A 13,933-nucleotide genomic window follows, 5' to 3' on the forward strand; every position below is an offset into this window, starting at 1 on the left:
AGAAGAGAAAATCTCGGACTACCCTTAAAGATGAAAGAACCTGCAAGAGTTAGCCAAACATAGTTTATGACCCTACAAAGCTTTGGTGTGATTGGTTTAGCCGTTATGGGCGAGAACATCGCTCTGAATGTTGAGCGTAATGGCTTTCCAATTGCAGTTTATAACCGCTCCAGAGAAAAAACCGATGCTTTCATGGCACAGCGTGCCGGAGGCCGCAACGTTAAGGCTGCTTTTACCTTAGAAGAATTTGTTGCCGCATTAGAACGTCCCCGCAAAATTCTAGTGATGGTGCAAGCAGGTAAACCAGTTGATGCGGTTATTCAGCAGCTAAAACCTCTGCTCGATGAAGGCGATATCATTATCGACGGTGGCAACTCTTGGTTTGAAGATACCCAAAGACGTACTCAAGAATTAGAACCCGTGGGCTTACGCTTTCTGGGTATGGGTGTAAGTGGTGGTGAAGAAGGTGCGCTGAATGGTCCTTCATTGATGCCTGGTGGTACACAAAGCTCTTATGAGTATCTGTCCCCAATTTTCAACAAAATTGCGGCTCAAGTTGATGATGGCCCTTGTGTAACCTACGTTGGCCCTGGTGGTTCTGGCCACTACGTCAAGATGGTACACAACGGTATTGAGTACGGCGATATGCAGCTAATTGCAGAAGCCTACGATTTGTTGAAAAATGCTGGTGGACTAAACGCGCAACAGCTACATGAAGTATTTGCTGAGTGGAACACCACCGACGAACTCAATTCTTTCTTGATTGAGATTACAGCCAATATCTTCCCCTACGTTGACCCCGACACCAAACTACCCCTAGTAGATTTGATTGTTGATGCAGCCGGTCAAAAGGGTACTGGACGCTGGACTGTACAAACTGCTTTGGAATTGGGTGTTTCTATCCCCACCATTACAGCAGCCGTAAATGCGCGGATTATCTCTTCCATTCGCGATGAACGGATTGCTGCATCTAAGCAGTTGACAGGCCCCAGTGGCAAGTATGATGGCTCTACCAAAGACTTTATCAACAAAGTCCGCGATGCTCTCTACTGCTCCAAGATTTGTTCCTATGCTCAAGGGATGGCGCTGCTATCCACAGCTTCAGCAACATTTAACTGGAATTTGAATCTGAGCGAAATGGCGCGGATTTGGAAAGGTGGCTGTATTATTCGCGCTGGCTTCTTGAATAAGATTAAGAAGGCATTTAACGAAAATCCTGCATTACCCAACTTGCTACTTGCTCCTGAATTTAAGCAAACAATTCTCGACAGACAAGCAGCTTGGCGGGAAGTAATTATCACAGCTGCCAAACTCGGTATCCCTGTGCCTGCATTTAGCGCATCCTTGGATTATTTTGACAGCTATCGCCGCGATCGCCTACCCCAAAACCTCACCCAAGCACAACGCGACTACTTCGGCGCACACACCTACCTGCGTACCGACAAACCCGGAAGTTTCCACACCGAATGGGTTCCCATTACTGAAACTAAAAAGTAAGTTTGTAATCCTCTAAATTCTCAACTTATTTATTAGTGACTCTAATATCTAGAGTCACTTTTTTATCAATATAGATTTGGTTGTTTATCAAGAAAGGCAGAGGGCAGAGGGCAGGAGGCAGAAGGAATACTGGCCTCTGTCCTCCGCCGCAACCATTCCCCGAAGGGGTTCCCGCAGGGTAGGGAGCAAGGGTTTAAGACCCCCACCAAATTTTCAATTTGGTGGCTCTTGTTTAGGAGGGGTCGGAATCCCCTTCTAAACAAAACCTTCTGACTTGAAAATCAAACTTTGGTAAAAAACTAAAGAAAGTATGTGGCTATTGTCGTTGAATGGCGACACAGCCGAAACAAAATATTGATTACAGGTTTAAATTGCGACCGGAACAGGTTCAACACTAACTTGATAACCAAGTTTTTCTAGGCGTTTAATCAAACGTTTCTTGACACTTACATGTCGATGTTTGTCGAAATAATCAGCTCCTAAATCTTTATAAGGTTCTTGACGTGATATGAGATGGTAAGCGATCGTTAAAATAGAATGTGCAACAGCAACCGCAGCGCGTTTTTTTCCGCGTCGTGCCGACAGACGACGAAACTGTGCAGCAAGGTAAGTTTTAGTTCGAGCCAAAGCATGGGCAGCTTGAACCAAAATAGTTCGTAAAACTCGATTACCTTTGCGAGTGCCGTCACAAAGCTTCTTACCGCCACTTTCATAGTTTCCAGGGGCAACCCCAGCCCAAGCAGCCAAATGTTCGGCACTTGGGAAGCGACTCATATCCGTGCCAATTTCCGAGACAATGATCTCAGCAGTTCGACGAGCAACACCAGGTATGGTGTCAACTAACTCAACCGCTTGGTCGAAAGGGCGGCAATATTCCTCAATTTGTTGGTCAAAACATTTAATTGTTTCGTCTATGCTATCAATTTGACACAGTAGCTGTGCAAGAATGAATCGTTGATGAGGACGAACTCTACCCTCAAGTGCTTGAATCAGTAAATCGTGCTTTTTTCGCATGGTTCCTTTTGCCAAGTCCGCCATCAGTTCAGGACTAGCGCTACCTTCAACAATCGCAGCTAGCATTGCTCGTCCTGACACACCCATTACGTCACTGGCAACTGAGGCAAGTTTGATATTAGCAGCTTCCAGCACTTTTTGGACTCGATTCACTAAGTTAACTCTTTCGCGAATAAAATTGCTACGATGACGAGTTAAATCGCGCAAATCTCTTTGCTCCACAGGGGGAATAAAACTCGCACGTAACAACCCATGTTGTAGTAGTTCGGCAATCCACTGCGAATCTTTGATGTCTGTTTTGCGTCCTGGCACCGCTTTTATATGACGGGCATTAACTAACATAACTTCAAAGTTTCCTTCTAGGATATTAAATACAGGTCGCCAGTACTCTCCAGTACTCTCCATTGCTACATGAGTACAATTGTGACTTGTTAACCAGTCAGAAAGTTTTAACAAGTCCTGAGTCATTGTAGTGAATGTGCGTATTTCCTTGTGCCATCCGGACGAAGACTTCGGGGTAATTACACAAGCTACCACCGTCTTTTTGTGTACATCTAGTCCTGCACAACGATTGTAGACTACCTGCATATCTCTTGAGCTACTACAACTTTCAAAATTGATAGGGGGCTAATACGTGGATATCTAAATAGTAGATTCTGACTTGCGTGCTCACTAAAACCAAAAAATTGCTCAGTGGCGACAATTGGTAATTCCTCTCGATATCCAGGTTAGACTGCCCTTCAGGCTCTGATGCTCTAATAAGGAAACAACCTCGCTTGTATCAGCCTTATCTTGGAAGTTACCACATTTTCATTCATGGTGATGAAATTTTTTCATTGGGACTGCCCTCTGCCTCCTGCCTCCTGCCTTCTTCAACAATTTAGTTTTATTCGTTATCATTACCAATATATTTAGCCTTTAATTCCTCTAATTCCCGATCAAGTGCGCTTTGATTAGCAGGGGCATTGGTTGCGGTTTGTGGCTGAATATTTTGGGGTTTGGGTTTACCTCCAGGTAAAAATTGAGTTTTTAGTTCTTCTAGTTCCAAATCAATTTGACTTTGTGATTTTGATACCAGTGTTGGGGGCAAGGTAGGTGGCGCTGGATTAATAGTTTTTGTTGGTGTCGATGCTGTTGAAGATATTTGATTGACATCTTGCAAAACTTCCTCTGCTGTCTGATAGCGTCTCACAGGAATGCTTTTTAGCATTTTGTTGAGAATGCTAGTTAAATTATTGCTGATTGGTGTTGTTAAATATTGCTGCCAAACCCAAGTATCGTTATTAACATCATAGGAATCGAAAGGCGATCGCCCAGTTAATAACTTAATACAAGTCGCTCCCAAACTATAAATATCACTAGCAAAAGTCGCTCTCCCTCTGATTTGTTCTGGAGCAACATATTCAGGTGTACCAATACTGGTACCAGTTTGATTTAAAGCAGTTTGCGTTGCAGATTTAGAAGCACCAAAATCTACTAAAAATAATTTCTGATCACTGCGACGCAAGATAATATTTTCTGGTTTAATATCCCGATGAATTACTTGTCTCTCATGACAAAATTGCAATACTGGCAATAAATCTTTGAGTAATTGCTGAATCTGTGTTTCATTAAAAGCACCTTTATGTGCTAATTCTTCTGCTAAGTTTGCGCCATCAATAAATTCTTGTACTAAATACTGGCGATCGTCGTAGGTAAAATACGCCAACAGATCGGGAATTTGGGGATGTTGACCTAAACCATCTAATTGTATGGCTTCTTGGTTAAATAATTCCACTGCTTTCTGCACAGTGTTCGTGCCTTGGGCTTGGGGGTAAAATTGCTTAATGACACAGGGCGGTTTAGAAGGTTTATCTTCATCCACTGCTAAGAAAGTTCTGCCAAAACCACCTTGTCCGATGGGTTTAATGGCACGGTAGCGTTCCTTGAGTAGTAACTTAGTACCACAACTCAAGCAAAACTTGACATCTTGAGGATTTTCTGGCTTGGAACAACGGGGATTAAGGCAATAACTCATTTGTGGGATGGCGTTCACATCGCTCTGACTGTCTTTATTTTGCCTTGTGCTAGTTAAGAGTGGTTAAGTTCGTTATCCCAACAAACGCTTTAATCTTTTGTACACGTCGTCATCATTGCGTTTGCCAACCAAAATTACTTCTACTAAATCTTCTTCAGGAAAAAACCGATAAACAATCCGATATTCGCCACTATCCACTCGGTAATAACCTTGATACCCTAATAACTGCTCACTATCAGCAGGTAAAGGATCAATATTCAAAGCCAAGACTTTTTTAGCAATCTGTGCCGCTATTTTTGGCTGCAAACCATTCAAAAAATCCAGAACAGTTGCTAAACCATCAAGCCTCGCCATTAGCTAAACGCTCCAGTGCAGATGTAAAATTCTCTGTACCAACCATTTTTGATTGGCTCAAAGCAGTTTCAGCTGCTTGCCCTAAAAGCATATCCTCCAATTCATGCAATCGATTTACTAATTTTTGGTAATTCTCTGGAGAGATAATTAACCTGTCTGCTGCCCGATATTTCATGACTTCTTCTAGCATCTCATTTACTGAGTCAGGATCATCAGCAAATAATCCGAGTAAATGGTCTTTTTCTTGTTCTGTCGCTGTTAGTTGATCAATCGCGTAGGTAATCAATTCCGACAAATCACAATGGTGCGACTTTGCCAAAGCGATCGCTTTTTCCAGGGTTTTCTGGTCGAGTTGCAATTCAATTTTTTCCATGCTGCCTTATATGGAAGCGTCTGTTCTACGGTGATTCTAGCATTGTGGCTAGGCAGCGAATAAAAGGGCGATCGCTATTGTGTTGTTGCAGCATCCAAATTAAATTGAGGCTAACAACTAATGACTAGAGCTGATGTCCCCAGATTGTGTAATAATGATCCGACTGCTTAGAGTAATAAGTTACCAACTGTGCAATCAACGGATAATATCAATGACCTCGCTGCTGCTTTGCAACAGCCTGCGGATCTCACTTTTGAACTGCCAGATCCAGAAGATGAACAGATTCCAGAGTCAGATTTCCAACAGCAGTTGGATATAGCTTGGCAGATATGCGATCGCTTTGATTTACAAACTGAAATCTGGCGGGGGCGAATCTTGAGGGCAATCCGCGACAGAGAAAAAAAAGGCGGTGATGGACGCGGTACTGGTTTTCTCAACTGGCTCAAGCAACGGGAAATCAGTAAAAGTCAAGCCTATGCTTGGATTCAACTGGCTAACAGTGCTGATACCCTTCTAGAAGAAGGCAAGCTAGAGCCAAGTGCAGTCAATAATTTTAGTAAACGTGCTTTTATCGAAACTTCCAAAGCCTCCCCAGAAGTGCAACAAATGGTAAGTGAGGCAGCGAGTAAAGGCGATCGCATCACGAGGCGCGAAGTCCGTCAGCTGACAGACGAATGGACGGCGATGTCTTCGGATTTATTACCAGAACCAGTAAAACTCAAAGCCGCCGAAAATTCCCTTCCCCCCCGCTACATTGCCCCTTTGGTGAAGGAAATGGAAAAGCTACCAGAACCTCATCAAAAATTTATTCAAAAGGAAATTGCTGCTAATCCCGATGTGGATACTGTCAAGCAAGTAACCACAGAAGCGCGACAGCTAGCTAAATATTTGAAATCGGCTGCCCAAGTCCAAGCTTTGATAGAAGAAGATGTAGATATTGAAACAGCCTTAGAAGAAGCCCAACGAGTCGGCTGTTTGAGTGTTGCGGCTGACTTGGTAAATCAAGCATCCCAAATCGAACAAACCATTGCCAAGTTGTACATGACTTGGAAACGCATCGCCAATTTAGCCGACAGACTGTATGTAGATACCGGTGCTAGTACACCCAATTTGCGATCGCTCCTTAGTTCTATCGAACCCCTAGGTGGCGAAGTTATGGAAGTCAAGCTCAGTGGTACTACGGAACACATCGTTCGCTTGCAAATTCAGGAGACAAGTTAGGGATTGGGGATTGGGGACTGGGGACTGGGGACTGGGGCAGAAGAGATTTAATTCCTACTCCCTAATACTCCACAAGCGGCAGGCTTCAGCCCTTGACTATGGGGTAGTGTGGATGCTTGGGCAACTAGAACTACGTTACCATTGCCATCTACTATCCAGCCTTGAGCTTCGACAATTTGGCTAGAGCGATCGCCTGATTGACGTGTTTTTGTATTTTCTTCTATATATGGCTGAATATTACTTATCAGATTTTTTCTATCTACTGGTAATTTAATCCAATCTGCTAGCACTGCATCATCCATTAATGTATCTGTAGGGCTGGGTGTAATTCCTCCACGACCAGTAACAACAAGTGAGCTTATTTCAGTATTTCTACTATAATTACAGCTAGAAGCAATTTGTCTAGAAGCATCAACAGGATTTGTGGGCAGTTCTACTAAACTTTTACTAGGGTCAACATCAGGTGTGTTGATTTGTACAGTACCACTTAAAGAAGGATTTTGTTGAGAAAAGGCTGTAATGTCGTTGGTTGGCAACCTGCTAGGGTTTAGTTCCTCTGGATTTTCAGTTCCTAACAACTTCACCAAATCTGCGCGAGTACGTGGTACAAATCCAAAAATGCTCTTGGCATTGATTATGACTTTACCAGCCGTGTCAGCGAAAGCATTAGCAGTAATATCGCTATTTTCTAAAGGATTAGCAACGATGAAGCCATTAGGCGCATTGATAGTGATGTTACCCCCATCGCCAGGAGTCTGTGGTGTACCTGCATTAGTTGATATCACACTGTCACGGCGCATCAGTAATAAGTCCTGCACCTGTAAGTTTATATCCCCACCCTGTCCTGAAAGCGTCTCAGATGTAAGTTGTCCTTGGTTTTCTAGCAAAATATAATTAGCGTTTATATTTAGCTGTCCTGGTGTTCCTGAGTTAACTAAATTAATGAATGCTCCCACACTCACACTGATTTCTCCTCTATCTCGGACGATTAATTTGCCTGTGGTGATGTTAACTGTGCCGGCATTTTGAGCATTTATAGTTTTAGCCAGCAAAGAACTAGGAGTACCTAATTTCAAATTACCAGCTATTTCCACTAACTCCCTAGCGTTGACAGTTATATTTCCGCCTTGTCCTTGAGATGCGATGATTTCTGAATTCCGTATCGTTGCACTGGACTCTGCTGTTACTCTTGCCCCGTTGAGGATACGCAACTTTCCTGTGCTGATTGTAATGTCACTAGCTTTACCTTGACCGGCGTTTATACCAATCAATCCAGTAATTGTATCTGGCAAGTTATCGCTACCAATTAGCTCCACTGATTCAAAGGCATCTATGATAATATTTCCCGACGCTCCTCTACTGATGGTGGATGTAGCTATTTGTGCGCCGTCCCGAACAATTAATTTTCTCGTATTAATCGTTATGTCTTGGCCGTTTTCTATACCTCTAGTCAGACTTCTCACCCGTACATCCTCACCATTGAGTTCTACGATGTTACCTTGCACATGAATACCACCACCACCAATGCCACTAGCATCTACCTGAGAAGGGAAAATTCTCCCATCAGGAGTGAGTCGGGTTTTCAGTTGAATATTCTGAAAATTCTGCACATTTTCATATCCCAAACTCCAACCTTGGTTATTGGGAGTTGGTTTGAGACTGACTAAACTATTAGCTGCAACACTGCCTAGCTCAATTCTTCCTGACTGCGCTCTTAAGCTTCCACCCTCCAGGGTTATGTCACCACCGACGAGTGCCAAGGTTTTACCTGTGGGTACTTGTAGCCCAATCCCATTTTGTAATTGAGATTGATTATAAATAGGATTTGCCTTGGTTCCAAATTGTAAACCATTGGGAACACTCATTTTCAGTAGGTCTGTATTGTGGGGTTCTGTGGCACTAAACTTGCTGCCATCAGCAGAACTTAAACTATTTGCCGTACTCGCTAAGAAAGAACCATTGATTTCTAATGCTGCATTGGGGCCAAAAATAATACCGTTGGGATTAATCAAAAACAGGTTAGCTGTGCCTTCAGCTTTGAGGGTACCATCAATATGAGAAATGGCAGAACCTGTGACTCGACTAATAATGTTCTCAACACCCGCAGTATTTTTAAACTCAGCCGTATACTTTTCTAAAACGGAAAAATCTTGAAAACTGTGGAATAGAATACGTCTATTTTCAGATAAGGTTCCACCTTCAATAGTTATGATATTTCCCTGCTTTGTAACTCTTGAATTTTCAGGCAAAGTAGCATCCTGGGTAATTTCAGCAACAGCAGAGTTGACAGAGCAACTGATTGCACAACCTATTGCCACTCCTAGTCCTTTAACCCATAGCCAGAAAATACTCATACCGGATATTACACCCCTGTTACATCCTACTAATTGCTGAATAGTAGTGATATTGCACCAATATCAACATCCTTAAGTATGACTGATAAGGGCTGTTATTGAAGCTTTTCGGCAGCAAAGTATTTCACAATACTGTTCAGTTGAGGGGAAATAGGACAAAAAGCAAATATAAAAATTTATCTATTTAATTTTTCTAGACAATATAAAAATGATGAAGTACAGAAATGCTGCATCTTCACCACAGATAACTACTTAATATTCAGAATTAATGACAGGGGCAATTAACAAAATCATCTTTTTCTTCTGACCAGCAAGTGCAAGTATTAAAGCTTAGTGTACCTATTGATTTTTGTGTAATTGTATCTACAGAATTTGGATCATTTGATTCAATTTTAGTGGGGTCGATACTGCATTGAATTTTAATCACTTCTTCTCCAGAAATGTTGTATCTCTTGAATATTTCTTTTAATTTGGAGTTACTCAGACTCAAACGCATCTCTTGCATAATTTCATCTTGTAATGCTTCCAGGGTTTGAGAATCCAATACTACTGGTTGTAATGTTTGGTTATCCATAATGTTGACTGTGTTTTGATTTAATAGAGGTATCAGATTTTGCTTTGGACTATTTACTAATTTCACAGAAGTTTTATCAGTAAATTCGTCTTTGTCAAGAGAAAGACTAGGGAAGTATTAGAATGCAAAACGCTTTTCAACCTCCTGCAACATCTTCCTCATTATTTTCATCAGTCGCCTTAGTAAAAATTACGCAATACTTAAAAAAACTTAATACTCTTAGCATAAGTTTTCAGTAATACAGTACATATATACTGGTTCAGTCAAGGGTGAAGGGGAAAGGGAAAAAAGGAAAAATTTACCCCTAATTCTTAATACCAGTGGTAGCAATACCTCGGATAAACTGACGCTGACCGATGAGAAACAGCACCATCACGGGTACAGTAGCAATCGTCACTGCTGCCATCATCAAAGGCCAGTTATTGGTAAACTGCTCCTGAAATTCAGCTAATGCTAGTTGTACTGTTCTTAATTCTGGTCGGGTTGTAAACACTAAGGGTTTAAATAAATCGTTCCATTCGGCGATGAATGTAAATAAAAACAGTGTCACCAAGGCTGGACGCGCTAAAGGTAACATCACTCGCCATAGAACTTGTAATCTGTTCGCACCATCGATGGTTGCAGCTTCTTCCAACTCGACGGGAATTGTCTGGAAATATTGACGTAAGAGAAAAATGCCAAAACCGTTAACGGCGGTTGGTAAAATCAATGCCCCATAGGTGTTGATGAGATGTCCCCACTTCAACACTAAAAAGATGGGAATTACCAATAACTGAAAGGGAATGACCAGAGTGGCTAAGACTACCAACAATAGGGCTTGTCTACCGCGAAATTTTAACCTCGCCAACGCATAACCCGCCAAAGCCGAAGTCACAATCTGAAACGCCGTCACAGCGATCGCCACCAAGGTAGAATTAGCAAATGCTAATAAAAACTTACCTCTTTGCCAGGCATCGCGGTAATTAGCTAAAGACCAATTATCTTTGGGCAAAAGTTCTAAATTGGCTCCTGGAGGTGCAAAGGACGTGAGAAAGACCACAAACAGTGGTGACAGTACAATCACTGCCCCAATGATTAGTCCTCCTAGACTCAAAAAATCAGTAGATTTCAGACTCCAGTTTGTTTTAGGCATGAGTTAAATAACTAAAGTAGGAGTGTAGGGGAAACAAGGGAGACAAGGTAGAAAAACGATTACCCAATGCCCAACGTCTAATCCCCCATACCCATTTTCAGCCATTTGTTGCGTCAAAGTAGGGGAATTTGAGACACGACCTATTGAGTGGATTAAATTGTTAGAGCTATCACGCCCAGCAAAAGCTAATCTATAACATAGTGACTTGTTAAGTAAAATTAAACAACAGTGAGTATTACCCTAAATACATGGGGTAAATGAAATTTCTGTATCAAATGATTCAGTTTACAGGAGTAAACATACCATGCAGCAGATTGCGGGCGATTTAGAAATTGATTTCAAGAGCGAAAAATATAAAGATGCCTATAGCCGGATTAATGCGATCGTAATTGAAGGCGAACAAGAAGCCTATGATAATTACATTCAGCTAGCTGAAATGCTACCGGAACACAAAGATGAACTAATTCGTCTGTCTAAAATGGAAAATCGCCACAAAAAAGGGTTTGAAGCTTGTGGACGGAATCTGGAAGTATCACCAGATATGCAATTTGCCAAAGAATTTTTTGCTGAGTTGCATAGCAATTTTCAAACGGCAGCAGCTGAAGGTAAAGTTGTTACTTGTTTGTTAATTCAGTCTTTAATCATCGAATGTTTCGCGATCGCAGCATACAACATCTATATCCCCGTAGCCGATGATTTTGCTCGCAAAATTACCGAGGGAGTCGTCAAAGATGAATATAGTCATCTCAACTTTGGTGAAGTTTGGCTCAAAGAACACTTTGCTGAATCAAAAGCAGAATTAGAAGCAGCCAATCGCCAAAACCTGCCCATAGTTTGGAGAATGTTGAACCAAGTAGAAGCAGATGCCGCAATTCTGGCTATGGAAAAAGAAGCCCTAGTAGAAGATTTTATGATTCAGTACGGAGAAGCCCTAAGCAATATCGGCTTCACTACCAGAGATATCATGCGCTTGTCAGCCTACGGACTTACAGCAGCCTAAACTTTGCTTGTAGGGGTAACTGGCTATGTTGCCCCTGACACATCTTACGCTTTGTATAGTATTTTTAAGAATTAGGTATTGTCTCTTACCCACAAAATTCACGCTTTTAGCAAAGCACACGCCTAATATATCACCACATGTTTGGTCTAATTGGACATTTGACGAGTTTAGAACACGCTCAAGCGGTAGCTAAAGAATTAGGATACCCAGAATATGCCGATCAAGGGCTAGATTTTTGGTGTAGCGCCCCACCGCAAATAGTTGATCACATTAAAGTTACCAGTATTACTGGAGAGATCATAGAAGGCAAGTATGTAGAATCTTGCTTCTTACCCGAAATGTTGGCAAATCGCCGGATTAAAGCCGCAACGCGCAAAATTCTCAACGCTATGGCTCATGCTCAAAAGCATGGTATCGATATTACAGCTTTGGGTGGCTTCTCCTCCATCATTTTTGAAAACTTTAACTTGGATCAGTTTAGCCAAGTCCGTAACATTAAACTAGAGTTTGAACGCTTCACCACAGGTAATACTCATACAGCCTACATTATCTGTCGGCAGGTAGAAGCGGCATCACAACAAATAGGAATTGACCTTTCCCAAGCCACAGTAGCTATATGTGGGGCTACTGGTGATATTGGCAGTGCCGTAACTCGTTGGCTAGATGCGAGAACCAATGTCAAAGAACTCTTGCTGATTGCCCGTAACCAAGAGCGTCTCCAGGAATTGCAAACAGAACTGGGACGGGGAAAAATCATGGCTTTGGATGAAGCACTACCCCAAGCTGATATTGTAGTTTGGGTTGCTAGTATGCCCAAAGGTGTGGAAATTGATCCTACAACTTTAAAGAAACCCTGTCTGTTGATTGATGGTGGCTATCCGAAAAATTTAGCCACTAAAGTACAGCATCCCGATGTTTATGTCCTCAATGGCGGTATCGTTGAGCATTCTTTAGATATTGACTGGAAAATTATGAAAATTGTCAATATGGAAGTGCCAGCACGCCAGTTATTTGCTTGTTTTGCTGAATCAATGCTCCTGGAATTTGAGAAGTTATACACGAACTTTTCTTGGGGGCGCAATCAGATTACCGTAGACAAAATGGAGCAGATTGGTCGAGCATCGGTAAAACACGGGTTTAGACCACTGTTGGTTTAATGCTGGGAAATAAGAAATAGGGAATAGGGAAGTAGAGGAAATTATAATTCCCAGTACCCAATCCCCAATCCCTAATCCCCAATACCCAGTACCCAATCCCCAATCCCCAATACCCAATCCCTAACTATGGCTACAACTGAGCGTAAACCACTACTGTTGGATTTTGAAAAGCCTTTAGCAGAACTGGCTAACCGGATTGACCAAATTCGGCAACTGGCAGAAGAAAATGGTGTCGATGTATCTGGCGAAATTCGCAAGCTAGAAGCACGCGCTATGCAACTGCGGGAGGAGATTTTTAGTACCCTGTCTCCGGCTCAACGCCTGCAAGTTGCTCGCCATCCCCGTCGCCCCAGTACCTTAGATTACATTCAGGCTATTAGTGATGAATGGATGGAGTTGCATGGCGATCGCTCTGGTAGTGATGATCCAGCTTTAATTGGTGGTGTGGCGCGTTTGGGTGGGCAACCAGTGGTGATGTTGGGTCATCAAAAAGGGCGCGATACTAAAGATAATATCGCCCGTAATTTCGGCATGGCTACCCCTGGCGGCTATCGCAAAGCGATGCGCCTCATGGAACACGCCAATAAATTTAGTATGCCAATTTTGACGTTTATTGATACACCAGGGGCTTTGCCCACGGTGGTAGCAGAACGCCAAGGCGCAGGAGAAGCGATCGCCTATAACCTGCGGGAAATGTTCTCTCTGGATGTACCCATTATCTGTACAGTCATCGGTGAAGGTGGTTCTGGTGGTGCTTTGGGTATTGGTGTGGGCGATCGCCTGCTCATGTTTGAACACGCCGTCTACACCGTAGCTACCCCCGAAGCCTGCGCCGCGATTTTGTGGAAAGACGCAAGCAAAGCGCCCCAAGCCGCCGTAGCCCTCAAAATTGTCTCCCATGACTTGAAAAACCTGGGCATCATTGACCAGATTCTACCTGAACCCATTGGTGGCGCTCATACCGAACCTCTCACAGCCGCTACCACCCTCAAACAAGCATTGTTAGATAATTTAGATGCACTCAATCGTTTAACATCACAAGAACGGCGGCAATTGCGTTATGAAAAATTCCGTAAAATTGGCGTTTTTACGGAAGTTGCCCATTAATCAGGGCTGGAATTTGACTGATTAGTATACAAGCAGTGCTATAATTGCCTATGGTTCTTAAAGATTTTTAACAATCTTTTCAGCCATAGGCATTCGTGTCTAGAGCAAATCCACTCCAATAGATGAGTGTACC

At 42.6% G+C, this 13,933-nt stretch carries 12 protein-coding genes; 5 read left to right on the plus strand and 7 right to left on the minus strand.

Features of this window, described 5'->3' with window-relative positions; all coding sequences use genetic code 11:
- Nucleotides 1-66 precede the first annotated feature (66 nt).
- Nucleotides 67-1,497 carry an NADP-dependent phosphogluconate dehydrogenase gene (gene gndA / locus NOS7524_RS20865; protein WP_015140467.1) on the plus strand — a complete coding sequence of 477 codons (1,431 nt, stop codon included), beginning with the start codon at nucleotides 67-69 and terminating at the stop codon, nucleotides 1,495-1,497.
- A gap of 366 nt (nucleotides 1,498-1,863) precedes the next feature.
- Here gndA and NOS7524_RS20870 read toward each other — a convergent pair whose 3' ends face one another.
- From NOS7524_RS20870 to NOS7524_RS30795, 4 genes are all read right to left on the minus strand, one after another.
- On the minus strand, nucleotides 1,864-3,099 hold the full coding sequence (locus NOS7524_RS20870; protein ID WP_015136751.1) for an IS110 family transposase: 1,236 nt from the start codon (nucleotides 3,097-3,099) through the stop codon (nucleotides 1,864-1,866).
- A gap of 298 nt (nucleotides 3,100-3,397) precedes the next feature.
- Nucleotides 3,398-4,528 carry a serine/threonine-protein kinase gene (locus NOS7524_RS20875; RefSeq protein WP_015140468.1) on the minus strand — a complete coding sequence of 377 codons (1,131 nt, stop codon included), beginning with the start codon at nucleotides 4,526-4,528 and terminating at the stop codon, nucleotides 3,398-3,400.
- 72 nt (nucleotides 4,529-4,600) lie between these two features.
- Complete coding sequence (locus NOS7524_RS20880; RefSeq protein WP_015140469.1) at nucleotides 4,601-4,882, minus strand: type II toxin-antitoxin system RelE family toxin; 282 nt, start codon at nucleotides 4,880-4,882, stop codon at nucleotides 4,601-4,603.
- Complete coding sequence (locus tag NOS7524_RS30795; protein WP_015140470.1) at nucleotides 4,869-5,255, minus strand: hypothetical protein; 387 nt, start codon at nucleotides 5,253-5,255, stop codon at nucleotides 4,869-4,871. The genes NOS7524_RS20880 and NOS7524_RS30795 overlap by 14 nt, the downstream gene beginning before the upstream one ends.
- 189 nt (nucleotides 5,256-5,444) lie before the next feature.
- Here NOS7524_RS30795 and NOS7524_RS20895 point away from each other — a divergent pair, with 189 nt between their 5' ends.
- Nucleotides 5,445-6,476 (plus strand): hypothetical protein, encoded by a 1,032-nt coding sequence (locus tag NOS7524_RS20895; protein WP_015140471.1) that lies wholly within the window; start codon nucleotides 5,445-5,447, stop codon nucleotides 6,474-6,476.
- A 47-nt stretch (nucleotides 6,477-6,523) separates the two neighbouring features.
- Here the strand turns inward: NOS7524_RS20895 and NOS7524_RS20900 are convergent, their stop codons facing one another.
- From NOS7524_RS20900 to NOS7524_RS20910, 3 genes are all read right to left on the minus strand, one after another.
- On the minus strand, nucleotides 6,524-8,830 hold the full coding sequence (locus NOS7524_RS20900) for a filamentous hemagglutinin N-terminal domain-containing protein (RefSeq protein ID WP_015140472.1): 2,307 nt from the start codon (nucleotides 8,828-8,830) through the stop codon (nucleotides 6,524-6,526).
- Between the two features lie 265 nt (nucleotides 8,831-9,095).
- Complete coding sequence (locus tag NOS7524_RS20905) at nucleotides 9,096-9,404, minus strand: hypothetical protein (RefSeq protein WP_015140473.1); 309 nt, start codon at nucleotides 9,402-9,404, stop codon at nucleotides 9,096-9,098.
- A 304-nt stretch (nucleotides 9,405-9,708) separates the two neighbouring features.
- Nucleotides 9,709-10,536 (minus strand): carbohydrate ABC transporter permease, encoded by an 828-nt coding sequence (locus NOS7524_RS20910; protein WP_015140474.1) that lies wholly within the window; start codon nucleotides 10,534-10,536, stop codon nucleotides 9,709-9,711.
- A 304-nt stretch (nucleotides 10,537-10,840) separates the two neighbouring features.
- On the opposite strand from NOS7524_RS20910, the gene NOS7524_RS20915 reads away from it, so the two are divergent.
- The 3 genes from NOS7524_RS20915 (at nucleotide 10,841) to NOS7524_RS20925 (ending at nucleotide 13,800) form a co-directional block, all read left to right on the plus strand.
- A complete protein-coding gene (locus NOS7524_RS20915) occupies nucleotides 10,841-11,536 on the plus strand; it encodes an aldehyde oxygenase (deformylating) (RefSeq protein ID WP_015140475.1) in 696 nt (231 codons plus the stop codon).
- A 137-nt stretch (nucleotides 11,537-11,673) separates the two neighbouring features.
- A complete protein-coding gene (locus tag NOS7524_RS20920; protein ID WP_015140476.1) occupies nucleotides 11,674-12,693 on the plus strand; it encodes a long-chain acyl-[acyl-carrier-protein] reductase in 1,020 nt (339 codons plus the stop codon).
- Between the two features lie 126 nt (nucleotides 12,694-12,819).
- Complete coding sequence (locus tag NOS7524_RS20925; RefSeq protein ID WP_015140477.1) at nucleotides 12,820-13,800, plus strand: acetyl-CoA carboxylase carboxyltransferase subunit alpha; 981 nt, start codon at nucleotides 12,820-12,822, stop codon at nucleotides 13,798-13,800.
- Nucleotides 13,801-13,933 lie beyond the last annotated feature (133 nt).

Origin of the sequence: Nostoc sp. PCC 7524, from assembly GCF_000316645.1 — a bacterium.
Classification (GTDB): domain Bacteria; phylum Cyanobacteriota; class Cyanobacteriia; order Cyanobacteriales; family Nostocaceae; genus Trichormus.

Coding starts and splice junctions, on each gene's coding strand:
- gndA (WP_015140467.1), top strand. CDS start 67: ATGACCCTACAAAGCTTTGGTGTGATTGGTTTAGCCGTTATGGGCGAG.
- NOS7524_RS20870 (WP_015136751.1), bottom strand. CDS start 3,099: ATGCAGGTAGTCTACAATCGTTGTGCAGGACTAGATGTACACAAAAAG.
- NOS7524_RS20875 (WP_015140468.1), bottom strand. CDS start 4,528: ATGAGTTATTGCCTTAATCCCCGTTGTTCCAAGCCAGAAAATCCTCAA.
- NOS7524_RS20880 (WP_015140469.1), bottom strand. CDS start 4,882: ATGGCGAGGCTTGATGGTTTAGCAACTGTTCTGGATTTTTTGAATGGT.
- NOS7524_RS30795 (WP_015140470.1), bottom strand. CDS start 5,255: ATGGAAAAAATTGAATTGCAACTCGACCAGAAAACCCTGGAAAAAGCG.
- NOS7524_RS20900 (WP_015140472.1), bottom strand. CDS start 8,830: ATGAGTATTTTCTGGCTATGGGTTAAAGGACTAGGAGTGGCAATAGGT.
- NOS7524_RS20905 (WP_015140473.1), bottom strand. CDS start 9,404: ATGGATAACCAAACATTACAACCAGTAGTATTGGATTCTCAAACCCTG.
- NOS7524_RS20910 (WP_015140474.1), bottom strand. CDS start 10,536: ATGCCTAAAACAAACTGGAGTCTGAAATCTACTGATTTTTTGAGTCTA.
- NOS7524_RS20915 (WP_015140475.1), top strand. CDS start 10,841: ATGCAGCAGATTGCGGGCGATTTAGAAATTGATTTCAAGAGCGAAAAA.
- NOS7524_RS20920 (WP_015140476.1), top strand. CDS start 11,674: ATGTTTGGTCTAATTGGACATTTGACGAGTTTAGAACACGCTCAAGCG.
- NOS7524_RS20925 (WP_015140477.1), top strand. CDS start 12,820: ATGGCTACAACTGAGCGTAAACCACTACTGTTGGATTTTGAAAAGCCT.